The following is a 22,803-nucleotide window of genomic DNA, read 5'->3' on the forward strand; positions in this document are numbered from 1 at the left end:
TAACATTTATAAAATCAGTTAAAAGTATCCTAATATATAGTGATATTTATAAGTAAATTTTTTAGCTTGTTCAAACATTAATTTAAGTGTTTGTAGCAACTCTTCTTGTAAAGTTTGTTGATTATATCCTATTGCTTGCATAATCTATCCTTTTTTAAGCTAATTGATAATTATAACATTTATTTATAAAAATTTAAACTATATTTTTTTATAGTCTATTTTTTATATAAACTGAATAATAAATATACAGAAGTAGAAAAAAAACTATCTATTTTTTGTTAAAATATTTAAAATATACTAAAGAGGTTTAATGCAAAGTATTTTAATAACAATTTTTTTAGCTATTTCAATATCAACTATTATAAATATTGTACTTAAAAAATTGGGGATTTCACATATAATAGGTTATATTTTAACTGGAACTATAATTAGTTATATTTTTAATTTTAGTAGTTTTGATATACATTCACTTGATTTAATTGCAGAATTTGGAATAGTATTTTTAATGTTTACTATTGGTTTAGAAATGAGTTTTGAACGAATTAGAAAGATGAAAGAAATACTTCTTTTAAATGGATTTTTACAAGTATTTTTAAGCGCACTAATTATCTTTTTAGTTTCTTATTATCTTATAAAACTTCCTTTAGTTGCATCACTTATAGTTTCTCTTGCCTTATCTTTATCTTCAACGGCAATAGTTTTAAGTTATTTAAAACATTCAAAAGATATATATACTCCTTATGGAGAAAAAGCAACAGCTATTTTAATTTTTCAAGATTTAGCTGTTATTCCTATTTTATTATTAATAACTTTTTTAACAAATGATACTCTTTCAATTTCAGAAATCTTATTAAATACTTTTATTTCAGCAATTATTGTAATTTTATTTTTATTTACAATTGGAAAAAAAGTAATGAATTGGCTTTTAAAATTTTCTTCAAATACTCAATTAGAAGAGTTATTTTTAGGTTCAGTTTTTTCAATAGTAATTGGAGCTTCTTTATTAGCTCATGAAATGGGTTTTACTTATTCATTAGGTGCTTTTATTGCAGGTATGATTATCTCTGAAACTAGATATAGAATAAAAGTAGAATCAGATATTGCTACTTATAAAGATCTTTTACTTGGTACTTTTTTCTTTAGTGTAGGAACAAAAATTGATTTATTTTTCTTTTTTAAAAATTTACACTATATCTTTGCTGTTTTTGTATTGGTTATGTTTATAAAAGCTTTTGTTGTTTATTGGATAATAAGAAGAAAAGCAAATAGAAGTATCTCTATAAAAACAGCTATTTCTTTATGTCAAATTGGAGAGTTTTCTTTTGCTATTTTTGCTTTAGCTGCAAATGATAATTTATTATCTCAAGAATTAACAAATTTTTTAATTTTAGTAACTGTTTTATCTATGATTATTACACCATTTATTATAAATAATATTTATAAACTAGCTTCATATTTTGAAGTAGAGTTTTATGAATCTGATAAAATTACACCTATTAAAGCAACAAATCACGTAGTAATTTGTGGTTTTTCAACTTTAGGAAGAATTGTAGCAAGAACTCTACAATTAAATAAAAAACCTTTTGTAATAATTTCAGATGACTTAAGACACGTATTACTTGCTAGAAAACTTGGTTATATGGCATATTTTGGACACTTAGATAAAACACCTGTTTTAGAATCTTTAAAAGTTGATGAAGCTTCAAGTATTATAATAACTTTATCAAATACAAAAAGAAAAAGACTTATTTGTGAAGCTATACTTGCTTTTGATAAAGGAGCAAATATTGTCTTAAAAATTGACTCAACTGAAGAGAAAAGAGACTTAAAAGATTTAAATATTAAAAACTTTGTTCATGCCCATAAACAAGTGGCTAGGCTATTAGTTTCAAAAGCAATATAACTTAAAAAAATGAAATATAAATCTTTTTTTTGTATAATCAACACTTACTATTTTTCAAGGATATGATTTTAATGAGAAAAAAATTTACTTGGCAACTTTTATTTATTGGGATTATTTTAACAGTTTTAGTTACAACTTTAAGTCTTTATAACCTAAGAAATACAAATCTTAAATCTTCAATTCAAAATGCACAGGTTATTGCAAACGTAGTAAAAAGTGGTTTAACTTCGCATATGATTAATGGAAATATGGACCAAGTAGATACTTTTATTAATTCTGTTGCTAGTATGAAAAATATTGAAGAGTTATGGCTAATAAGAAGTGATTTAGTTAAAGCTCAATTTGGAAAAGAAAATCTTAGAAATCCTAAAGATGAAATAGATTTAGAAGTTTTAAAAACAGGACAAATAAAATATCAACTAAATGAGAGCTTTACTAAAACAACTATGAGAGTTACAGTTCCTTATAACTCTATTTTAGAAAATGGAATTGACTGTAATAAATGTCATAAGGTAAATTATGGGGATACTTTAGGAGCTGTTTCTTTAAAGTTAGATATTAGTGATATAAAACAAGTTGGATTGGAAATTACTTATTTAATTCCTCTAATGATTCTTTTATCAATATTATTAATTTTATTTTTAGCAAGAAGAGTAAATGAACATTATGTTGCTGTATTGGAAAAATTAGCAAGAAGTATAAAACTAGCTATTTCTGGAAGATTTAAAGAAATAGTATATGAAGCAAATAAATCAAATGAAATTGTAACTTTAATTGATGATTATAATCTATTAATGTCTACTTTTAGAGATACTTCTGTGGACATTGAAAGAAGACTTCAAGGTTTTATTGGACAAGAGGCAAATAGTTCACAAATCAATCCTTTAGAAAAATCAAAAGATATTATAAAAAATCTTTCAAATCTTTATCAATTTAAAAAAGAAATAGAATTAGATAATACAAAAATAGAGATTTATAATAGATTATCTGAAGTATTTCAAAATCAATTTAAAATTAAACATTTTACTTTAATAGAAATAGATAATATAAAAAGCAAGCTTACAGTTGTAAAAAGTGTAGGTAATAGTTTTTATTGTAAAGATAATATATCTGATGAACCAGAATTTTGTAGATGTGCAAGGACAAAAAATGATGTAATCTCTGTTGATTTTCATCATAGCTGTCCATATTTTGAAAAAGAGAATAAATTTCACTATTGTTTAAATGTAGAAATAAGCAAAAATATCTATTTAATAATAAACTTTGTATGTGAAACTAAAAATGAATTGGAAGAATTAAAAGATAAAATCTCTTTTGTAAAAAGTTATATAAATGAAGCAGCACCTTCAATTGAAGTTAAAATTCTTATGAATGCCCTTCAAGAATCAGCTTTCCAAGATGGCTTAACTGGTTTATATAATAGAAAATTCTTAGAAGAACATAGTAAAAAACTTGTACCACAAATTAAAAGAGAGAATTTAAATATTGGTGTACTTCTTTTAGATATGGATCATTTTAAAGCTGTAAATGATGAATATGGACATGATATTGGAGATAAAGTTTTAAAAGAGTTAGCAAGAATTTTAAATGAAACTGTAAGAGAATCGGATTTAATTATTAGATATGGTGGCGAAGAGTTTATGGTTCTTTTAGTTGGTGTAAATAGTGATAGTGATGCTTTAAATGTTGCAAATAAAATAAGAGAAAATGTAAGAGAAAATGAGATAGATGTATATGCTGGAAATAAATTGAAAAAAACAGTAAGTATTGGTTTATCTATGTTTCCACAAGATTCAAAAACTTTAGATGGAGTTATTAAAAATGCTGATATTGCCTTATATGAAGCAAAAAACTCTGGAAGAGATAAAGTTGTAAGATTTCATGAAAGTCAAGTATCAAGTATAGATCTGTTTTAACAGATCACTTGATATTTTGTAGTTATATCTTGTAGAAGTATTCCTAATTTATTTAATTTTTCTTTAGTTAATCTATCTTTTGTTCCTGAAATTCCCACTGCACCTATTAAAATATTTTCATTATTAAATAAAGGCACTGCAACACATCTCATATTATCTTGGTATTCACTTATATCTAAAGAATAGCCTTTTTGTTTAACTTCTTCAAGGGTTTTTTCAAGTTTTTGTAACTGAGTAATTGTTTGATGGGTATATTGATTTAATCTTAATTTTTCTAAATCATAATTTCCAAAAGCAAGTATAGACTTACCTAATGCACTATTATAAATAGGTAGTTCTAATCCTATATTATTTCTTGTTTTTACTTTTCTTAAAGAGTAATCTATTTGATTTAAATATAAGACCTTATAGTTTGAAAAAATACCAAGATATACACACTCTTTTGTTTTTTTATGTATCTCTTCTAAAAGGGGTTTCGTAGCTTTTATAATTAGTTCAATTTTTGTTTTTTTATTTGTAGAATCATCAAGATTATTTGCAATAATTTCATTTGTTTTTTCAATATATGTAATAAAACCTTCTTTATTTAAAGTTTGTAAGATTCTTGACATAGTACTTTTATTAAGTTCTAGTCTTTTACATAAAGTTGAAGCAAGTATGGGCTTACCATAGTTTACAATTTCTTTGTAAACTTGTAAGCCTTTTGAAAGTGATTTTAGTTGTTCTTTCACTTATTTTAGTAACTCATTAAATTTAGCTAACCATTGTGGATGAGCTGGCCAAGCAGCAGCAGTTACTAAGTTTCCATCAACGTAAGCTGCTTCAAAACCAATATCAGTCCATGTTCCACCATTTTTATTCACATCAGGTGCACAAGCTGGATAGCAAGAGCAAGTTTTCCCTTCTACCACATCAGCAGCAACTAAAAGTTGAATACCATGACAAATAGAAGCAATAGGTTTATTTTTAGAATTAAAATCTTTTACAATCTCAATTACTCTTGGGTATAGTCTTATATATTCAGGAGCTCTTCCTCCTGGAACTACCAATGCATCATATGTTGTTTCATCAATTTCATCAAAAGTAGCATTTAATGTAAAATTATGACCTGGTTTTTCTGTATATGTTTGATCACCTTCAAAATCATGAATGGCAGTTTTTATTTGTTCTCCAGCTTTTTTATCTGGACATACAACATCAACTTTGTAACCTAACATAAGTAGGCATTGAAATGGTACCATTAACTCATAATCTTCAACAAAATCACCTGCTAAAATTAGTATCTTTTTTGACATATTTTCTCCTTTTTTATTCTTTGAAAATATTATAAGAAAGAATATTAATAAAAAACATATATAAAATATTAATATTATATTGTTTCATATTATGAAACACCAACTATTTTATAACCCTTGCTTCTTTTATAAATTTATCCATTCCATAGCTATCTGTTACTACAAAAACTATTTCATTTTCTCCTATAATAGCTTTAGCTTTTCCTAGTTCTATTCTATTTTCTCCATTAAAATAGTCTCTTTCTAAGTATTGTATTGTATAAATTTTCTCTTCATTTATATCCATACTTTTTAACTCTTCTTGAGTATGTGGTATAAATTGCATAATTCTCCTTTTTTTGCCTAATACTAAATTATGGTAAAATAATGTTTATAACTCTCTTAATATAAGAAGTAATTAATTTTTTGGAAAAGGTATGATTGAAAAGTATTTAGAAGGTGAGATAAAAGAGTATTTTTTTATTGTTTTTGGGTGTTTATTTTTAGCTTTGGGTGTAGTTTGGTTTTTTATTCCAAATGCTTTACTAACGGGAGGAACAGCAGGTTTAGCACTATTATTGCATTATATTAGTTCTTTTAGTGTTGGTTTTTGGATGGTTGCTATAAATCTTCCTTTATTAGTAATTGGTATTAAATATTTAGGAAAAAAGTTTGCAATTAAAACAGTTATAACTATTATTTTTATTTCTTTAACAATTGATTTTTTTGCAGAAGTTTTAAAACTTCAACCTTTTGTTGAAGATAGGGTTTTAGCTGCTATTTTTGGTGGAATTTTTATAGGTATAGGTTTAGCTTTTGTTATAAAAGGAAATTCTTCAGCTGGTGGTTCAACTATCGTAGCAAGGGTTGTTGCTTCTAAAACTGAAATTAAACCAGCTCAAGTTATTTTAATTATTGATTCAATAATTATCTTCTCTTCTCTTCTTATTTTTAAAGATACTCAACAAGTTTTATATAGTATTGTAAGTATTTATATTACTGTTATTGCAATAGATAAAATTTTAACAGGTAACTTAAATAAAAAAGTTGTTCATTTAGTAACAAATGAAGTTGAAACAATGAGTAAACTAATAAAAGAAAAAATAGGACCCTATGGAACTATTATTAGTGGAGTTGGTTTATATAATGAAGATAAAAAGATGATTTTAATTGTAATTGAAGTTACAAAGCTTCAACTTTTAAGGCAATTGGTAAAAGAAGTGGATAAAGATGCTTTTTTAATTATAAGTGAAGCAAATGAAATGTTAGGAAGAGGTAACTAATTGCAAGATTTTTATAAAAACTTAAAAACTATAAAATCTTTAGAAGAGATAACAAATGAAGCTTTATATGAAAAACTACCTTTATCTTGGTATGTTTTTTTATGTGATATAAAAGAGTCTACTTTTTTAATAAAGCAAGGTAAATATAAAGAGATAAATATGATAGCTGCTTTAAGTATTATTGGTGTATTAAATATTAATAAGCAGCTTGATTTACCCTTTGTTTTTGGTGGTGATGGCTCATATGTTTTTGTACCTTCTTTAATATTTGAGCAAACAAAAGAGGTTTTTTTACAAACAAAAATAAAAGCAAAAGAGGCTTATGATATTGAGTTACGAATAGGGTATATTAGTATAGAAGAACTTTATAAACAAAATCAAAAATTACTTATTACAAAAATGCAAATTTCACAAGAGTATTTTCAAGCAATAATTAATGGTGGAGCTTTAGAGTATTTAGATAGATTATTAAAAGAAGATAAGTTATCAATTCCTTTTAAAAATAGTTTTAAGTATATAGCTGATTTTTCAGGTTTAGAGTGTAGATGGGAAAATATTCCTTCTCCTAAACATAGAGTTTTAACTTTACTTATTAAAAGTTTTAAAGATGATCAAAATACTTATAAAAGAGTTTTAAAAAGTATTGATTATTTAGTAGGCTCAAAAGAACAAAGAGCACCTATTATAAAAGAGAATATTGTTCTTTCTTTTAATCCAAAAGTATTAAAAAAAGAGGCATTGCTTTTTTCAAAAAATTATATACAGCAACTTTTACAAATTTTTAAATATATATTTTTTAACTTTTTAGGAAAATATCTTATGCAAAATGGTAATAAACAGTGGAAGGAGTATAAAACAAGAGTTGTAAACTCTGTTGATACAGAAAAATTTGATGATATTTTAAGAATGGTTATTTCTTTAAATAATAAAGAGTATAAGGCTTTACTAGATTATTTAGAACAAGAATATCAAAATAAAAAAATAGTTTATGGAACATTTAGTTCTGATTCATCTTTAATGACTTGCTTAATTTTTGAAAGACATGGTAAACATATACATTTTGTTGATGGAGATATGGGTGGATATGCAATGGCATCAAAAGAGTTTAAACAACGACAAGCTAAAAGCTTATCGTGGAAGTAACTTGTGCATGATCTGATTGTAAAAGTGAGCCATCTTTATTATCTTTTAAATGTAAATCAAATAGTTTATATTCCAAAACTTCTAAATTATTAGAAACTAAAATATAATCAAGTACATTCCCAAGATTTTTATAATATGAAGTTGCTTCTCTTTTATCTTTAGTTTTTGCTAGAAAATAGCTATCATTCATATAGTTTTCTAAACCTAAATCCATATGTTTGTACTCTTTAAAATCATTAACTTCTAAAAGTGAACTATTTGTTAAAATATCTAAACTTAAAGAGTTTTCTTTATCATTTAAATCACCCATTGCAATAATATAAGGATTTTTTTCTTCTTGTATATCTTTTGCTAGGTGTAAAGCCTCCATAAGCCTTTGTTTTAAAGCAAAACTAAAATTTTCATTTATTGCATAAATAGATTTTTCAAGTTTTAAAGTTATATTGTCTTTTTTTGAAAATTTATATTCATATTCATTTAATCTATTTGATTTTAAATGAAAAATATAAGCTATTAGCTCTTTAGAGTCTATTTGTATAGTTGCTTTTATTGGTTTTCTAGAAAATATAAACTCTTCATTTGTATTAAATTTTAAGCTTATATTTTTATCTTCATTAAGTGTACAAAGCTTTTTTATAGGATATTTTGAAGCAATAGCAACAACTGTTGAAATATAAATATTTGCATTTTTTTCATCTGTTTTTGGTTTATCTATTACTTCAAAATATTTATATCCTAAATTATTAACTAAAAGCTTTAATTCTTCTATGGAAAAAACTTCTTGAAAGCCTACAATATCACAATCCATTTGAAGTAACTGCTCTTTTATCCAAGCTGTTTTTTTCTTCCATTCTTCTTTTGTAAATTTATCTTTTTTAACATACCAAGAAAAAGGAGGTGCTAAAAATTGAAAGAGATTAAATGTTCCTACTTTTATATTCATAAATATATTCTACTATATTAAGTTTAAAAAAGATTAGTTATACTTTGTTCAAAGGAAATTTATGGAAAATATTGTTTTAACATATTTAGATGTATTTGATGAAAATAAACAAAAGAGTTTAGAATTTTCAAAGTATTTACTAGAAGATGAGGTAAATAAAGATTCATTATTTGTTTTAAGAGTTGATGGAGAGTCTATGCAACCTGTGATAAATCATAAGGCTTTAGTAGTTGCTGATTTATCTAAAAAACAATTAGAAAATGAAAGTATATATATAGCTTATTATGAAAATAGACTTTGGATAAAAAAAGCAGTTTTAAAAAATAAAGAGTTTTATTTAGTTTCAATTAATAAAAATTACTCTCATTTGGTATATAAAGCAAGTGAAGTTCATATTGTAGCAAAGGCATTATTGACCTTTACTAAACTTTAATTATCTTCTGTTTCTTTTAAAAGGGAAATAGCATCAATAAATTTTTGTTTTTCTTCTTCCTTCATATTATCAATACTATTTATTTGACCTTCAATCTCTTCTTTGCTTAACTCTTTTAGCATAGGAATTACCATTTTCATAAATTCATTAATATCATTTTCATTCATAATTTAGCCTTTTTTGTTTTATTATATAAAAAATTATTGATAATTACTATGCTTAATTTGTTAATATATCAAAGCATAAGATAAATTTATCTTCATTTAAATTTATAACTCTTGCATAGGTTCTACACATATTGCCTGTTGCTTTTGAAATATACTTTTGACTTAAAAACTCTTTTGTTTTTGCTTCTTTTGTAATATAATAATACTCTTTTAAACTATGGTCTTCATTATGCTTAGAAGCTTGATAAAACCCCTTTGAAATTGAGTCAATTAAAGTATCATTAATTTGATTTCCTGATAAAAAATCAATTAAATAAATAGCTTCAATATTGGTATTTACTTTCATTACTTCTTTTACTTTTTCAAAATGAAAAGTTTGTTCTTGTGAAATAGTATGAACAATATCTTTTGTTAAATGTTTCATTTTTTTTAAAATAGAGTTCTTTTTATCTATATGATTTTTAACTTCTTGTTTATATTCACTTCCAATAGTATTTATTTTCTCTAAAATATTTACTTTTATTTCATCAGTTATAGTCTCAACTGCTTTTTCAAAAAAGAAACCTTGATATACTTCTATATGATTCTTCATACAAATTAAAATTTCGTCATTTGTTTCAACACCCTCAGCTAGAGTTAAAGCTCCAATTTTATGTGAAATATCTACTATGGATTTTAATATTGACGCATTTATATAGTTTTTATTTATATTTTCAATTAAAGTTCTATCAATTTTTACAATATCTGGCTTTACAATTGCCAATCTGTCAAAGCTTGAATACCCCGTTCCAAAATCATCTATTGCTATAATATATCCCAAATTTTTATAATATTCACAAAACTCTTGCAAAGTGCTATTGCTATTAATTGTATCTTCTTTTATCTCTAAAACTATATTGCTTTCTTTTATATTTAACTGTTTTACTAAATTTGTAAAATCAAAGTTGTTTTTAATATTTTTATCTATAACTGATGATTCAAAGTTTAAAAATAGAAGTAGATTTTTATCTTTTTCATAATATGTAGCAAACTTTTTTATTGCCATTTCTCTTATATAATTATCAAACTCTTCTAAACATCTTTTTTTTCTAGCTTCACTTAATAGTTCTAAGGGTGAGATAAAATTATTTTCTTTATCGAAACCTCTTGTTAAAGCTTCAAAAGCAAAAATTTTTTTTTCTTTTATAGATATTATGGGTTGAAAATATACTTCAATCTTTTTATCTAAAAACATCTATTCCCTTTTTTTAAATTGTATATTTATTATATCAAGAAGAATAAACTATATAATTTTTATACTGTTTATTTTTTATATAGTTCTTTAAAATAATTTTAATTACTATACACAGAAACTACACGAAAGTTTAGATAAAATAATAATAAAAATTAGGAATTAGTGTGAATACTATTGGCTCAAAAGTTATTTTTTTATGTTTTGTTATAGCTTCAATAGCAACATTGGGAAGTCTTTTTTTTAGTGAAGTTATGCAATTTATACCTTGTTCAATGTGTTGGTATCAAAGAATTTTTATGTATCCTTTAGTGATTATTTTTCTTATAGCTTTATTATATCCTGATGATAAAGTGTTTAAATACTCTATTGGATTAGTTGTCGTTGGTCTATTTTTTGCTATTTATCATAATTTATTAATGTTTGGAATTATCCCTGAAAGTGTTGTTCCTTGTGTTCAAGGAGTTCCTTGTAGTACAAAATATATTAATTGGTTTGGATTTATTAATATTCCTTTTTTATCTTTAATATCATATAGTTTGATTCTTATTTTATTACTTGCGGGAAAAAAAGGATTTTTAAAAGATGAAAAATAAAAAATTAGTATTTAGTTTTATTGTTATACTTTTAGCACTTTTTATTGGTGCAACATATTTATTTAATCAAAATCAAAAAAGTAAGCTTGAAGGTTTTAGTAAAAAAGATGAAGCTCCTTTTGTAAGAGAAAATGCAATTAGTTTTGGAGAAAATAAAGCAAATGTAGTTGTTGTTGAGTTTTTTGATCCTGAGTGTGAATCTTGCCAAGCATTTTATCCTGCTGTAAAAGAGGTATATAAACAATATTATAAAGATATTAAATTAGTTATTAGATATTTAGCAAATCATAAAAATTCAGCTTATATAATAAAAGTTTTAGAAGCTACAAGACTTCAAAATAAATATTTAGAGAGTTTAGAAGTGATTTTTAAATATCAACCTTTATGGGCAAATCACAATGACCCTCAACCAGAACTTGTATGGCAATATCTTCCAGAAGCTGGTCTTGATATGAAAAAGTTAAAAGAGGATTTTTTAAAACTTGATGTAAGTTTATTAATTAAAGAAGGTTTTAAAGATGCAAAAGCTTTAGGAGTTAGAGGTACTCCTACTTTTTTTGTAAATGGAAAAGAACTTAAAGAGTTAAGCTATCAAGCTTTACTTAATCTAGTAGAAAAAGAAATTTTTGAGAAGGAAAAATAGATGAAAAAACTATACTTACCATTTTTAATTGCATTTGCAATATTTTTTACAGGATGTGGAAATGAAGAAGAGGCTGCTACTGTAATTAAAAGTAGTTCAGATTTTAAAGAGCTAAAAAAGCAAACAAATAAAACATATACATTAATGACTACAAAAAATGAAAAAATTGTTTTAACAGTAGAAAATGATATTTTAACTTCACAAGATTTAAAAAATAAAGTTGTGCTTATTAATTTTTGGGCTACTTGGTGTCCTCCTTGTATAAAAGAGATGCCAACTTTAACGAAACTTCAAGATAAATATAAAGATGATTTTGTAATTGTTGGTGTTTTATATGAAAAAAATAAAGACTTAAAAGAGTTAGAAGCTTTTATGAATAAATATAAGATGAATTTTCCTGTAACTATAAGTGAAGAGGAAAACTTTAGAATGGCTAAAAACTTTGATGATGTTAAAAAAATCCCTGAATCATTTTTATATGGTAAAGATGGTAAATTCTTAGAAAAATATGTTGGTTTAATAAATGAAGAAAGTTTAGAAACTCATATTAAAAATAGTTTAAAATAAATACCAAAGAGTTTAACTCTTTGGTATATAATCTGTAAATACTGCTTTAATACCTTGTTTAAATAGTCTTTTTATCTCTTCTTGGTCATTTACTGTATAAACTAAGACTTCTATATTATTTTGTTTTAAAGCATTAATATCTAACTGATTAACTGCTTTTTTACTTATATTATATGAAACAGCTTTTAAATCTTTTAAGTAGTTTATTAAATCTTTTCTTTTTACCTCTTCATCTAATACTGCAATAGAAAAATCACTATTTTGTGAAATATATTTTAAATAGTTATGATTAAATGAAGAGATTAAAATTTCACAACTAATATTATATTTTTTTAGCAATAAAAGTAAAACTTCTAAAGCTTTTATCTCATTAATTTCTTTTTGCATCTGTTTTATTTCTAAATTAAAAACTATTTTTTTATCTTTTGCAAGAATTAAAAACTCTTCAAGTGAGGCTATTTTTGTTTTTTTATAGTTTAATTTTTTTATTTGATTAAATTCTAAATCTTTTATATACCAAGGTTTATACTTTTTAAATTCTTCTAGTTTTGAGATATTTGAACATCTTTTTAAAGTTTCATCATGGGTAATTATAGGAATATAATCTTTTGTAAATTGTATGTCAAACTCTATAAAATCACAAAATTCTAAAGAGCTTATAAAAGCTTCCAAAGAGTTTTCTACAAACACTTTTCTAAAGCCTCTATGGGCACAAATTAGATTTTCTTTATTAAAATTATTAAAAAAGCTCATTTATTTCCTTTTTTGCTAATGCAATATTTATTTTTAATTTTTCTTTATCCCACAAAAGTTCTTTTGCAAAAACTTTGCCCACATATTCAACCATTTGTATAGCTTTATTTTTATCTACAAAGGCTACTCTTACTCTTCTTGCTAAAAAATCCACTATTGTTTTTGCATACTCATTTTTAATTGCATATAAAATTTGTGCTTTTATAATTAAAAAATCTTTATGTACTTTTTCAAATGCTTGTTCTTCTTTTGCTAAGATTAAAACTTCAATAGCTTTTGAGGCATACTCTTGGATTAAATATTTTAAAAGTTCTTCATCTTTTGTAAGATTTTTTAAACTTCTTATATCTATTTTTTGTGTAATTTTTAATTCTTTTGAAATAGAAGAACTATTTTGTAAAAAAGAGTTTTTTATGGCAACTTGTATAGCTTCATAACCTATTTTTCTAAAAGTTGTCCATTTCCCTCCTGCAATGGAAATTAGATTTGTTTTTGAAACTTCTATTATCTGTTCTCTTATTATATTTTGTGATTGTTTTTCCTCTTTTATAAGGGTTCTATATCCACTAAATGAAGAGAGAATATCTTTTTGTGTTAGTTTTGTATTAAAATAGCTATTAAAGTAGTTTAATAAATATTCTTTCTCCTCTTTTGACGCCATAGGATTTTGTTGTTTGTCTTCTTGTATTTCTGTTGTTCCAACAAGTGTATAATTTTGCCAAGGAATAATAAAAATTACTCTATTATCAGAGGTTTTAGGTATAAGAATAGCTTCATTTTTTAAATAGTCATCTTTTAAAACTATATGGCTTCCTTTACTAAAAGTTGCAATATTTAATGAATTTTTATTATCACATTTTCTAATTTCATCAATTTCTTGTCCTGTTGCGTTAAATATAGCATTTGCTTTTACATTTATATATCTATTTTCTTCTTTTAAAAATATTTTTGCACCAATAAGTTTTTCTTCTTTATAAATAAAAGCAAAAAGTTTTGAATAGTTATATACTTGGCAGTTAAATTCTTCAGCCTTTTTTAAAATATTTATAACCATCTTACTATCATTGAAAATCCCATCACAATAACTAACTTGCATTTTATTTAAAGAAAAAGTTGTTTTGCATAAAGAGTTTTTATAGGCTATAAACTCATAAGTTTTCAATCCCAAATAGTAGTAAATTAATTCAAAATAGTTTTTGCAAGAGATTGTAAATTTTACTTTTTTACTAAGATGCATAGAATTATTTAAAAAAAGACTTCTCTCTTTTAGTGCTTCTTTTACTAAATTATATTGAGCTTTATCTAGATTTAAAATAGCTTTTTCAAGGTATCTAACTCCTCCGTGAATTAGTTTACTACTTTTGCTACTTGCACCACTTGCAAAATCATTTTGCTCAAATAAAATAGTTTTATAACCTCTTGAAGAGGCTTCTAAAGCAATGGCACTTCCAATAGCACCTCCACCTATTATAAGAACTTCACACTCTTTATCAAAAGTAACTTTCATTTTTAAACCTATGTTAATATTTATATACTATTTAAATAATGGTTATTAAAACTTTATTGAAACATAAAAGCTAATATCAAATTCATTATCTTCACTTAAAAAATTGTTTTTATTATAAACTACAAAAGAAGGTTTTGTTGTAGTTTCATACTCACTTTTTACTAACCATTCATGATAAACCCAGTGAATAAACTTTAGCATATCTCCGTGTTTTCCTTTTAAATCAAATTTTGCATAAACTCCTTCTTCAATTTTAAAGCTAGGTAATCTATCACTTTTTACATCATTTTTATTTTTTGGAACAATACAAGCTATATATTGACACTCATTTAAAGGGGTAATTGTTGGATTATCATGTAATAGTGCAATTTGTTTGTACTCTTTTAAATTATTATTTAAAATAAGAGTTTGTAGTTTTTGCCAAGTCTCTTTTACATTTACATTATAACCTTTGTTTCTAATATAAAAACTATCTTGTGTAGGCATTTTTACTATATTTGGAGTTAATTTTGAAAAATCTGCAGTTGATTGTAAAGCTCTTTGTGATTGTTGTAAAATTTTATTTGAATACTCTTTATATCCGTAATTTTTCCACTGTTTAGGAGACATTTCAAATCTTTGTTTAAATGCTTTTATAAAAGAAGATTGGGAACTATATCCACAAGAGTTTGCAATATTTGAAATAGTAGAGTATCTATTTGTTAAAAGTAAATTTGCTGCTTTTTGAAGTCTAATTGATTTTATGCTTTCATAAATATTTTTTCCAAAAGCTTCTTTAAATATTCTATGCATATGAAATTTACTTATTTGTAAATCAAAACTTAACTCTTCAATATCAATATGTGTATCAATATGGGTGTAAATATAGTACATTATATCATTTGCAATTTTTGTTCTTTTTTGTAAAGTATCTTTTTTCATACTTATATAATAGCACTATTTATATATAAAATAAGCATAAATAGATATATAAATTAGCACAAATAAACAATAAAATTAACAAAAAAGAAGAAGAAATATTTTTTATATAAGCCTAAAATTAGAGCGTAATTTTTTTTAAGGTAATAAAAATGAATAAAATATCAAAAGTTTTAATAGCAAATAGAGGTGAGATTGCATTAAGAATTATAAGAGCTTGTAAAGAGCTAGAAATTACAAGTGTAGCAATTTTTTCAGAAGTAGATGTGGAAGGAGTTTGGGTAAGAAAAGCCGATGAATGTTATCCAATTATGGGAGATGTAATAAAAGCATATTTAGATTATGAAGTAATTATTTCAATTGCAAAAAAAGCAAATTGTGATGCTATTCATCCAGGATATGGATTTTTAAGTGAAAATGCTGATTTTGCAAAAGCCTGTGAAGAAAATGGGATAATTTTTATTGGTCCAAAACCTGAACATATTGCTCTTTTTGGAGATAAAATGGCTTCAAAAGTTGCTATGAAAAAAGTAGGAGTTCCAGTACTTGAAGGAACAGATGAACCTATTATTAATGTAAAAGAAGGTGAAAAAATTGCTTCACAAATTGGTTTTCCAGTAATTATTAAAGCTGCATTTGGCGGTGGTGGACGAGGTATGAGAATAGTTAAGAACAAAAAAGATTTTGTTGAGATGTTTGAAAGTGCCACAAATGAGGCAAAAAAATATTTTGGTAGAGGTGAAGTTTTTATTGAAAAATATGTTGAAAATCCAAGGCATATAGAAATACAAATTATTGCTGATAAATATGGGAATGTATTACATTTAGGCGAAAGGGATTGTTCTATTCAAAGAAGGCATCAAAAAGTAATTGAAATTGCTCCTTCACCAAGACTTAATAATACTGCAAGAAAAGAGCTTTATAGAATTGCAACAAAAGCAATGTTTAAATTGGGTTATGAAAGTGTGGGAACAATTGAATTCTTATTGGATGAAGATGATAATATTTATTTTATTGAGATGAATACAAGAGTTCAAGTAGAGCATCCAGTTACAGAAATAATTTCAGGTATAGATATTATACAAAGAATGATACAAATAGCAGAAGGAGATAAGTTACAATTATTGCAAGAGGAGATTCAATTTAGAGGTTATGCAATTGAGTTTAGAATAAATGCAGAAAATCCTCAAAAAAATTTTATGCCTTCAACTGGAACAATTAAAAAATATTTAACACCAGGAGGACCTGGAGTAAGACTTGATACAAGTGCTTATACAGGATATAAAGTTCCTGCAAATTATGATTCAATGATTGGAAAATTAATTGTTTGGTCTTTGGATTGGCAAGGGGCAGTAAAAAAAGCAAAAAGAGCTTTAGATGAGTATTATATAGAAGGTTTCCCTACTAATATCTCTTTACATAGAGAAATAGTAAGAGATGAAGATTTTATTGCTGGAAATTTTAATACAAACTATTTAGATAAAAAAATGCAAATATTTAAACTAAGTGGAGAGATACATATTAAGCAAGAAGAGGAAAAAATCTCAAAAATAATCTCATTTATTGAAAAAATTAAATCTAAAAATATAAAAGTTAAACACTAATGGAGATAGCATGGGATTTAGTCAATTAATAGAAGGAAATATTACTTTTCAAAACTCTACATTTAAAGATTATAAAGATGATTTTAAAACTTTGGTTGAAAAGGGACAAAATCCTGAGGTTTTATTTATTGGTTGCAGTGATAGTAGAGTAGTTCCAGAATTGATTATGGATTCAAAACCAGGGGATATGTTTATATTAAGAAATGTTGGAAATTTTATTCCTGCTTTTAAAGCAGATAACGATTTTCATGGAAGTGCAGCTGCTATTGAATTTGCAGTTAGTGTACTAAATGTTAAGCATATTATAGTTTGTGGTCATTCTCATTGTGGAGCTTGCAAAGCTTTATATAAGCAAATTGATGATGAAATAGGGATGATACATGTTAAAAAATGGTTAGAATTAGGTAAAACAGCAAAAGAGTATGTTTTACAAAATTATTCTACTTTAACACAAGAAGAAAAATATAGACAAACAGAAAAATACTCAATTTTATGTCAATTAAAAAATCTTATAACATATCCAGAAGTTAAAAAAAGAATAGAAAATAAAAGTTTAAAAATTCATGGTTGGTATTATAAAATAGAAGATGGTTCAATTGAATATTATAATGATAAAGAAGATAAATTTTTTAATTTAAAAGATAAAGACTCTTTAGGTATCTAAAGAGTCTTAAACAAGCTTTTTATTAGTAATAATTACCCCATCACTATCTGCATAGATATAATCACCACTTTTTACTTTAATTCCTTCAAAATTTAGTTCAATATCTCTAAAAGCTTCTGTTTTATCAAAATTTCTTTGTGGACAAGTTCCAATTGCAAAAAGCCCAACTTCAATATTTTTTGTAATATCTGTATCTCTTACATATCCATTAATAATAATTGCTTTATAGTTATTGTTTTTAGCAAAAGCCATAAGTTTATCACCCACAATTCCATAAAATGCTTGATCAACATCTACAACAACTATTTTACCGTCACTTTTTTCATTTTTTAGCATAGAAAGCAGTAGCCAATTGCTTTTATCTAATTTTACAGTTATAACTTCACCTTGAAATTTTTTAAGTCCGCCATATGATTTAAATTTTGGTGATAAAACTTGAATACTTTCACCACTATCTTTAAAATCGTCGCATATGTCTGCTGTACTAAAATTCATAACAATCCTTTAATCTTTGTCTAGCAAGGTATTATAATAAAATGCTATGTATATAAAGTGTTGAAATTGGTAAAATATACTATAATTTTTAAGCTTAGTTTTATTTATTAAATAACTTTAAAGCTATTTAATAAAAATATTACTATCTCCTTGTATTTTTTCCACTCTTTTATTTTTTTCCCTTTCCCATTCATCAACAGGGTCTTGTTTATTCCAAACTTCAAATAGCTTTTTTTGTTGTTTTGAAATTGGCATTTTATATTTATGTTCAAAATAGAAATATATTCTTGCAATATCTCCTCTTATACTCTCTTTGGGTTCTACTATTTTAGCCTTTGAATCAACTTCAAAATCTATATTTTCTCCATAAAATCTTTTTTCATCAGGTATTATTCCAAATTTGTAGTTTGAACGATTTGCATTTAACTCTCCAATTGCTGGAACTAAGTTGTGTAAATCTGCTTCCATAAATTTAAATTTTGATTCAACTTTACTACAGCATTTTCTTCCTTTATATTTTTTACCATTTTCTTTTACACATTGTTCATCACCTTCATTCCAACATTTAAAAGCTCTACCAAAGTTTTCAGCAGGAATTACATGCTCCCATTCTATTCTTCTTGCTCTTTCATTTAATTTTCCACTTTTTGTATATTCATCTTTTGGTTTATACCCACAAGAGTTTCTATCTATCATATTTTTTTTATCTTTATAGTTATATTTACATCCAGCATAAAAAGTAACTTGATGATCACTATAGATTTTTCTAAGTATTTTTTTTGCTTCAGTAAAAGAACTGATTTTTTCATTTGCATTTAAAGAATAAAGTAAAATTATACTTAAGAATAAAGCTTTCATTTTCTTCCTTGAGTTGATTATTTTTTAGAAGTATATCTAAGATTATATAATAATAATTTTTTCAATCAATAGTTCAAAACCTCTTTTATATAAAAAAGATATAAAACTTGTTAAGATATATAAATTTAAAAAAAAGAGAGAAAATGGATATTTTAAATTTATTAATAATTTCACTTATTTTATTACTTTTATATATATCAATTAGAAAAACTATTTTAAATAAATCTTACAAACCAGAGGGAGTAAAAAAGCAAGAGATAATTGATTCTTATGAAAAAGAAATGTTAGAACTTTTAGAGAAATATAATTTAAATAATGATGAATTGTTAAAAAAGAAAAAAGAGTTTTTAATAAGAGTAAATCATGAATTATCTATGAATATCTTTTTTGAAAAGCAAGAAGCTCAAGAGATATTACAAAAACTTGTAAATTTGAAACTTAAATAAATAATTTACTTTATTAAATTATTAATTGACTTTTATATTGTGCTATAATTTAACTAGATAAAGTTAATTTCCTATAAGGAGTACCCTATGATACTACATGGAATAACAATAGACTTTGATGATAGACGAACATGTGGATTACTTCCAGATTTATGTCTTGAGTGGGATGAAAAGTATGATGAGTTAGAAGATAATCAAAACTTAATTGATTATTGGGATAACAATCTAAAAAAGGTTCTTGAAAAAACTAATAAAATAGTAAGTGGTAATCTTGGTTCTAAAGCAATAGTTTATTCTGCACAAGAAGAAGCAATAGATGCTATAAAAGAAGCTTTTAAAGAATTAGAGCTTTCAACTTTAGATTATACTTCAATTATTAAGTGTGATAGGTGCCTTTTTTATGATTATTTAGATGAAAACTTTATTCCACCAAAATAGATAAAAACTCACTATTTAGTGAGTTTTTTATAAATAAAGCAACTATGTAAGATAGTTACATCTTCTTATAAAATAGACTCTCTTATTTTTTCTGCAAGGCTAGTATTATCTAATTATTATATAATATTTTACAAATACAATAAAAAAGAGAGGATTTTTTATATGCTTAAAACAATGGTTTATATAATAATTGTTGCAATAATTGCTATATTATTAGGTGAGGGCGATAAAACAAAAACTTTCGCACAATGGGGATATAAAGATAACCTTGCTCCATCAAATTGGTCTTCTTTAGATGAAGAGTATAGGATTTGTAAAGATGGGAAAACTCAATCTCCTATAAATATAGAAGATAGTGTTGATACAACTTTAGAAGAATTAACTTTTTATGATGATTCAAGAGCGACTACTTTTGAGTATGATTCAAAAGTTTTAAAAGTTAGTTTTGCAAGGGGTAATGCAGTTGAGTTTATGAATAATGAGTATGCTTTACAACAAATGGTTTTTCATACTCCTGCTGAAAATAAAATAGAAGGTGAAGCTTTTCCTATGGAAGTACAATTAGTTCATGCTAGTAAAAAAGGCTCTATTTTAATCTTATCAGTGTTAGTTGAAGAAGATGAAGAAACAAATATAGTTTTAAATAAACTTTTAAGAAATATTCCTTTAAAAGCTGGGGATAAAAATGAGTTAAAATCTGATATTTATGGATATGATATTTTACCTGAAGAAAAAACATATTTTACTTTTGATGGTTCTTTAACTACTCCTCCTTGTACAGAAGGTGTAAAATGGGTAGTTTTAAAAAATACAATTAAAGCTTCAAAAGATCAAATTAAAGATTTTCAGGAGCTTATGGGAAATAATGCAAGACCTATTCAAAATAAAAATGCAAGATTTATTTTAGAGTAAAAGCAAGTATTTTACTTGCTTTTATCTTCTTGTTCTTTTTTTATCTCTTCATCTAAAATTTCTAAATCAACTACTTCATCAAATTTTTTATTTTCAAGTTGAGGTTTTATCTCTTCATTTTTAGGAGTTGAGCCATTTAAAGAAGCAATTAGTTTTGCTTCTGTTTGGGCATTTAAATTACCTTGTGCAATAGTATCAAGTATTTTATTTGCTATTTGAAGTTTTGCTTCATTTTCTTTTGCTCTAAAATATTTTTCCATATTATCTTGATATGCTTTTAATTTATCTTTTCTTCTATTATTAAAATAAATAAAAATCGCAATACTAATAAGTAAAATAATAACACCAGTTAATAGCATGGCATAAAATTGTAATTGTTTATCTTTTTCTTTTTGTAAAGCTTCTAGTTCAAATTGAAGCCTTTTTTCTCTATTTTGTGCTTTTATTTTCTCTTTTTCAATTCTAATTTTTTCTTTTTCTATATCTGATTTTATTTTTTCTATCTCAATATCTTTTTTATTATCAAGCTCGGCTTGTTTTTGAGCAAGAACCAATTGAGCTTCTTGTTGTTTTAGTTCTTTATTTTGAAGAATCTCTTTTTCTTTTATATTTAACTCTTTTTCTTTTATTGCAAAAGTTGCATTAAGTTCTTTTTGTTTTAGCTCTTTTGCTTGATCTAATTCCTTTTGTTTTAAAGCTATTTCTTCATCACTTGGACCAAATATAGAACCACTATCACAGCCAGTAAAAGTTAATAAAAATATAAACAGTGGTAAAAATATAAATTGTTTCAAAACTATTCCTTTTTTACAAAAAATATAACATATTTGCAGTAATTATTGATTAAAATAACAGATTTTACCATCTATTATTTAAGCAATTATTAAAATTGTAACAAGAGTTTAAAAGTTTAATATATAAACTTCCCTATCACCTCTTGAATCTTCTGTTTTAACTTTTGTAAAATATGAGAGATTTAATTTTTTTATTGCATTAATTGAGCTTGTATTTGAACTATCAACTAAAGCAATAACCCTTGAAGCTTTTATCTTATTTTTTACATAATCAATTTGTGCTTGACCTATTTCTGTGGCATAACCTTTGCCCCAAAACTCTTTTGCTAAAATAAACCCAATTTCATAATCTTTTTGATTTAAGTATTCACATTGTAAAACACCACCTAAACCTATAAGGGTATTTGTCTGTTTTTCTATAATTGCACTTAAGCCTATCTCTTTATCAAAATTACAATTTTCTTTTATAAATTTTGTACACTCTTCAAGGTTAAAAAGTTCATTTCCAAAAGTTAGTTTTATTACTTCAATATCTGAAAAAATTTTTTTATAAAGTTGTGGAATATCTTCATGGTTTACAGTTCTTAATATTAGTCTAGTAGTTTCTAAAATTTTCATAATTTATCCTAAATAAAAGGGAATTTAACCCTTTTATTTTAAGATAATTTTGCTAATTGAAAGATTATATTTTTTGCAGTATCTTCATTTAGTGGTTTTTCGTAAGTAGTTAAAATTTCTCTTGCTAGGATATTTGCTCCTAAATGTTGAAACATTATTCTCATAGCTTGAAGCCCTTTTGCTCCACCTCCACCGCTATGTGTTGCTAAAGCTACAACTTTTTCATTAAAAGCATCTCTCCAATCTTTTGTACTTCTTGAAGTCCACGCCATAGCATTGTTTAAAACAGGAGGCATTACTCCATTGTATTCAGGAGCTACTACTATAAAAGCATTTAAATTTAAAATTTTATTTGCTAATTCTAAAGCTTGTGTTGGTAAGCCATTTCTTTCTTCTTCAACAGTTGAATACAAAGGTAAATCTAAATCTACTAAATTTATAAGTTCAGCTTCATATCCTGCTTCAATAGTAAGTTCTTCTAATCTTTTTGCTAATTTAACATTATTATTTGCACTTGCAACAATTATTCCAATTTTTGCCATAAATATCTCCTAAAATCTATTCAAAATTTGTAAGGATTATACTCTTTAAATATTAAAGATTAATTTTGAAGTTTAACTAATATTGAAAAATTATAAAATTTTACTTATGATTAAGATAACTATTATCATTATTAATATATAATTTGAAAAATTAC

Annotated in this window: 28 protein-coding genes; 13 read left to right on the plus strand and 15 right to left on the minus strand. The window is 24.8% G+C overall.

The window, feature by feature from the left end:
• Window positions 1–18: 18 nt before the first annotated feature.
• Complete coding sequence (locus AMYT_RS15130; RefSeq protein ID WP_265936031.1) at window positions 19–141, minus strand: hypothetical protein; 123 nt, start codon at window positions 139–141, stop codon at window positions 19–21.
• A 169-nt stretch (window positions 142–310) separates the two neighbouring features.
• Between AMYT_RS15130 and AMYT_RS05730 the strand changes: the two genes are divergently transcribed.
• Together AMYT_RS05730 and AMYT_RS05735 are read left to right on the plus strand one after the other, a co-directional pair.
• The gene (locus AMYT_RS05730; protein WP_114841597.1) at window positions 311–1,903 is read left to right on the plus strand and encodes a cation:proton antiporter domain-containing protein; all 1,593 of its coding nucleotides are present in this window, start codon (window positions 311–313) and stop codon (window positions 1,901–1,903) included.
• Between the two features lie 71 nt (window positions 1,904–1,974).
• Window positions 1,975–3,819 (plus strand): GGDEF domain-containing protein, encoded by a 1,845-nt coding sequence (locus AMYT_RS05735; protein ID WP_162919474.1) that lies wholly within the window; start codon window positions 1,975–1,977, stop codon window positions 3,817–3,819.
• Here AMYT_RS05735 and AMYT_RS05740 read toward each other — a convergent pair.
• From AMYT_RS05740 to AMYT_RS05750, 3 genes are all read right to left on the minus strand, one after another.
• Entirely contained in the window at window positions 3,816–4,550 is a 735-nt protein-coding gene (locus tag AMYT_RS05740) for an IclR family transcriptional regulator (RefSeq protein WP_114841599.1), read from the minus strand. The two genes, AMYT_RS05735 and AMYT_RS05740, sit on opposite strands and share 4 nt — an antisense overlap.
• Window positions 4,551–5,114 carry a DJ-1/PfpI family protein gene (locus AMYT_RS05745; RefSeq protein ID WP_114841600.1) on the minus strand — a complete coding sequence of 188 codons (564 nt, stop codon included), beginning with the start codon at window positions 5,112–5,114 and terminating at the stop codon, window positions 4,551–4,553.
• A gap of 103 nt (window positions 5,115–5,217) precedes the next feature.
• The gene (locus AMYT_RS05750; RefSeq protein ID WP_114841601.1) at window positions 5,218–5,439 is read right to left on the minus strand and encodes a hypothetical protein; all 222 of its coding nucleotides are present in this window, start codon (window positions 5,437–5,439) and stop codon (window positions 5,218–5,220) included.
• A gap of 91 nt (window positions 5,440–5,530) precedes the next feature.
• Here AMYT_RS05750 and AMYT_RS05755 point away from each other — a divergent pair, with 91 nt between their 5' ends.
• Both AMYT_RS05755 and AMYT_RS05760 read left to right on the plus strand, forming a co-directional pair.
• Complete coding sequence (locus tag AMYT_RS05755) at window positions 5,531–6,376, plus strand: YitT family protein (RefSeq protein WP_114841602.1); 846 nt, start codon at window positions 5,531–5,533, stop codon at window positions 6,374–6,376.
• A complete protein-coding gene (locus AMYT_RS05760; protein WP_114841603.1) occupies window positions 6,377–7,519 on the plus strand; it encodes a DUF3095 domain-containing protein in 1,143 nt (380 codons plus the stop codon).
• Here AMYT_RS05760 and AMYT_RS05765 read toward each other — a convergent pair.
• Window positions 7,497–8,462 (minus strand): endonuclease/exonuclease/phosphatase family protein, encoded by a 966-nt coding sequence (locus tag AMYT_RS05765; RefSeq protein WP_114841604.1) that lies wholly within the window; start codon window positions 8,460–8,462, stop codon window positions 7,497–7,499. The genes AMYT_RS05760 and AMYT_RS05765 overlap by 23 nt on opposite strands.
• Before the next feature lie 61 nt (window positions 8,463–8,523).
• On the opposite strand from AMYT_RS05765, the gene AMYT_RS05770 reads away from it, so the two are divergent.
• A complete protein-coding gene (locus AMYT_RS05770) occupies window positions 8,524–8,895 on the plus strand; it encodes a S24 family peptidase (protein ID WP_114841605.1) in 372 nt (123 codons plus the stop codon).
• Here AMYT_RS05770 and AMYT_RS14935 read toward each other — a convergent pair.
• Both AMYT_RS14935 and AMYT_RS05775 read right to left on the minus strand, forming a co-directional pair.
• Window positions 8,892–9,062, minus strand: a complete 171-nt coding sequence (locus AMYT_RS14935; RefSeq protein ID WP_162919475.1) for a hypothetical protein — start codon at window positions 9,060–9,062, stop codon at window positions 8,892–8,894. The genes AMYT_RS05770 and AMYT_RS14935 overlap by 4 nt on opposite strands.
• A 52-nt stretch (window positions 9,063–9,114) precedes the next feature.
• The gene (locus AMYT_RS05775; protein WP_114841606.1) at window positions 9,115–10,296 is read right to left on the minus strand and encodes an EAL domain-containing protein; all 1,182 of its coding nucleotides are present in this window, start codon (window positions 10,294–10,296) and stop codon (window positions 9,115–9,117) included.
• A 164-nt stretch (window positions 10,297–10,460) separates the two neighbouring features.
• On the opposite strand from AMYT_RS05775, the gene AMYT_RS05780 reads away from it, so the two are divergent.
• The 3 genes from AMYT_RS05780 to AMYT_RS05790 are packed head-to-tail and all read left to right on the plus strand — an operon-like array spanning window position 10,461 to window position 12,099.
• The gene (locus tag AMYT_RS05780) at window positions 10,461–10,889 is read left to right on the plus strand and encodes a disulfide oxidoreductase (protein ID WP_228197901.1); all 429 of its coding nucleotides are present in this window, start codon (window positions 10,461–10,463) and stop codon (window positions 10,887–10,889) included.
• Window positions 10,879–11,532: a DsbA family protein gene (locus AMYT_RS05785; RefSeq protein ID WP_114841607.1), complete on the plus strand. Its 654-nt coding sequence runs from the start codon at window positions 10,879–10,881 to the stop codon at window positions 11,530–11,532. The genes AMYT_RS05780 and AMYT_RS05785 overlap by 11 nt, the downstream gene beginning before the upstream one ends.
• On the plus strand, window positions 11,533–12,099 hold the full coding sequence (locus tag AMYT_RS05790; protein WP_114841608.1) for a TlpA family protein disulfide reductase: 567 nt from the start codon (window positions 11,533–11,535) through the stop codon (window positions 12,097–12,099).
• 12 nt (window positions 12,100–12,111) lie between these two features.
• Here AMYT_RS05790 and AMYT_RS05795 read toward each other — a convergent pair whose 3' ends face one another.
• Genes AMYT_RS05795 through AMYT_RS05805 form a run of 3 tightly spaced genes read right to left on the minus strand, consistent with a single transcriptional unit; the run spans window position 12,112 to window position 15,280 of the window.
• On the minus strand, window positions 12,112–12,852 hold the full coding sequence (locus AMYT_RS05795; protein WP_114841609.1) for a glycerophosphodiester phosphodiesterase: 741 nt from the start codon (window positions 12,850–12,852) through the stop codon (window positions 12,112–12,114).
• Window positions 12,839–14,359, minus strand: a complete 1,521-nt coding sequence (locus tag AMYT_RS05800) for a glycerol-3-phosphate dehydrogenase/oxidase (protein ID WP_114841610.1) — start codon at window positions 14,357–14,359, stop codon at window positions 12,839–12,841. Before AMYT_RS05800 ends, AMYT_RS05795 begins: the two co-directional genes overlap by 14 nt.
• Window positions 14,360–14,404: 45 nt before the next feature.
• Window positions 14,405–15,280, minus strand: a complete 876-nt coding sequence (locus AMYT_RS05805) for an AraC family transcriptional regulator (protein WP_114841611.1) — start codon at window positions 15,278–15,280, stop codon at window positions 14,405–14,407.
• A 149-nt stretch (window positions 15,281–15,429) separates the two neighbouring features.
• Here AMYT_RS05805 and AMYT_RS05810 point away from each other — a divergent pair, with 149 nt between their 5' ends.
• Window positions 15,430–16,881 (plus strand): acetyl-CoA carboxylase biotin carboxylase subunit, encoded by a 1,452-nt coding sequence (locus AMYT_RS05810; protein ID WP_114841612.1) that lies wholly within the window; start codon window positions 15,430–15,432, stop codon window positions 16,879–16,881.
• A 10-nt stretch (window positions 16,882–16,891) separates the two neighbouring features.
• Complete coding sequence (locus tag AMYT_RS05815) at window positions 16,892–17,545, plus strand: carbonic anhydrase (RefSeq protein WP_114841613.1); 654 nt, start codon at window positions 16,892–16,894, stop codon at window positions 17,543–17,545.
• Window positions 17,546–17,551: 6 nt separating this feature from the next.
• Here AMYT_RS05815 and rraA read toward each other — a convergent pair whose 3' ends face one another.
• Both rraA and AMYT_RS05825 read right to left on the minus strand, forming a co-directional pair.
• A complete protein-coding gene (gene rraA / locus AMYT_RS05820; protein WP_114841614.1) occupies window positions 17,552–18,040 on the minus strand; it encodes a ribonuclease E activity regulator RraA in 489 nt (162 codons plus the stop codon).
• Between the two features lie 123 nt (window positions 18,041–18,163).
• Complete coding sequence (locus AMYT_RS05825) at window positions 18,164–18,898, minus strand: endonuclease (protein ID WP_114841615.1); 735 nt, start codon at window positions 18,896–18,898, stop codon at window positions 18,164–18,166.
• A 143-nt stretch (window positions 18,899–19,041) separates the two neighbouring features.
• Here AMYT_RS05825 and AMYT_RS05830 point away from each other — a divergent pair, with 143 nt between their 5' ends.
• From AMYT_RS05830 to AMYT_RS05840, 3 genes are all read left to right on the plus strand, one after another.
• Window positions 19,042–19,344, plus strand: coding sequence for a hypothetical protein (locus AMYT_RS05830; protein WP_129085751.1), 303 nt, complete (start codon window positions 19,042–19,044; stop codon window positions 19,342–19,344).
• A gap of 87 nt (window positions 19,345–19,431) precedes the next feature.
• Window positions 19,432–19,782 (plus strand): hypothetical protein, encoded by a 351-nt coding sequence (locus AMYT_RS05835; RefSeq protein ID WP_114841617.1) that lies wholly within the window; start codon window positions 19,432–19,434, stop codon window positions 19,780–19,782.
• A gap of 162 nt (window positions 19,783–19,944) precedes the next feature.
• Window positions 19,945–20,694 (plus strand): carbonic anhydrase, encoded by a 750-nt coding sequence (locus tag AMYT_RS05840; protein WP_114841618.1) that lies wholly within the window; start codon window positions 19,945–19,947, stop codon window positions 20,692–20,694.
• Between the two features lie 11 nt (window positions 20,695–20,705).
• Here AMYT_RS05840 and AMYT_RS05845 read toward each other — a convergent pair whose 3' ends face one another.
• The 3 genes from AMYT_RS05845 to AMYT_RS05855 all read right to left on the minus strand — a co-directional run bounded on the left by AMYT_RS05845 (window position 20,706) and on the right by AMYT_RS05855 (window position 22,648).
• Window positions 20,706–21,488, minus strand: a complete 783-nt coding sequence (locus tag AMYT_RS05845; RefSeq protein WP_114841619.1) for a coiled-coil domain-containing protein — start codon at window positions 21,486–21,488, stop codon at window positions 20,706–20,708.
• Window positions 21,489–21,596: 108 nt separating this feature from the next.
• Window positions 21,597–22,106, minus strand: coding sequence for a GNAT family N-acetyltransferase (locus AMYT_RS05850; protein WP_114841620.1), 510 nt, complete (start codon window positions 22,104–22,106; stop codon window positions 21,597–21,599).
• A gap of 38 nt (window positions 22,107–22,144) precedes the next feature.
• Window positions 22,145–22,648, minus strand: a complete 504-nt coding sequence (locus tag AMYT_RS05855; protein ID WP_114841621.1) for an NADPH-dependent FMN reductase — start codon at window positions 22,646–22,648, stop codon at window positions 22,145–22,147.
• Window positions 22,649–22,803: the final 155 nt, after the last annotated feature.

This window comes from Malaciobacter mytili LMG 24559, from assembly GCF_003346775.1.
GTDB lineage: Bacteria > Campylobacterota > Campylobacteria > Campylobacterales > Arcobacteraceae > Malaciobacter > Malaciobacter mytili.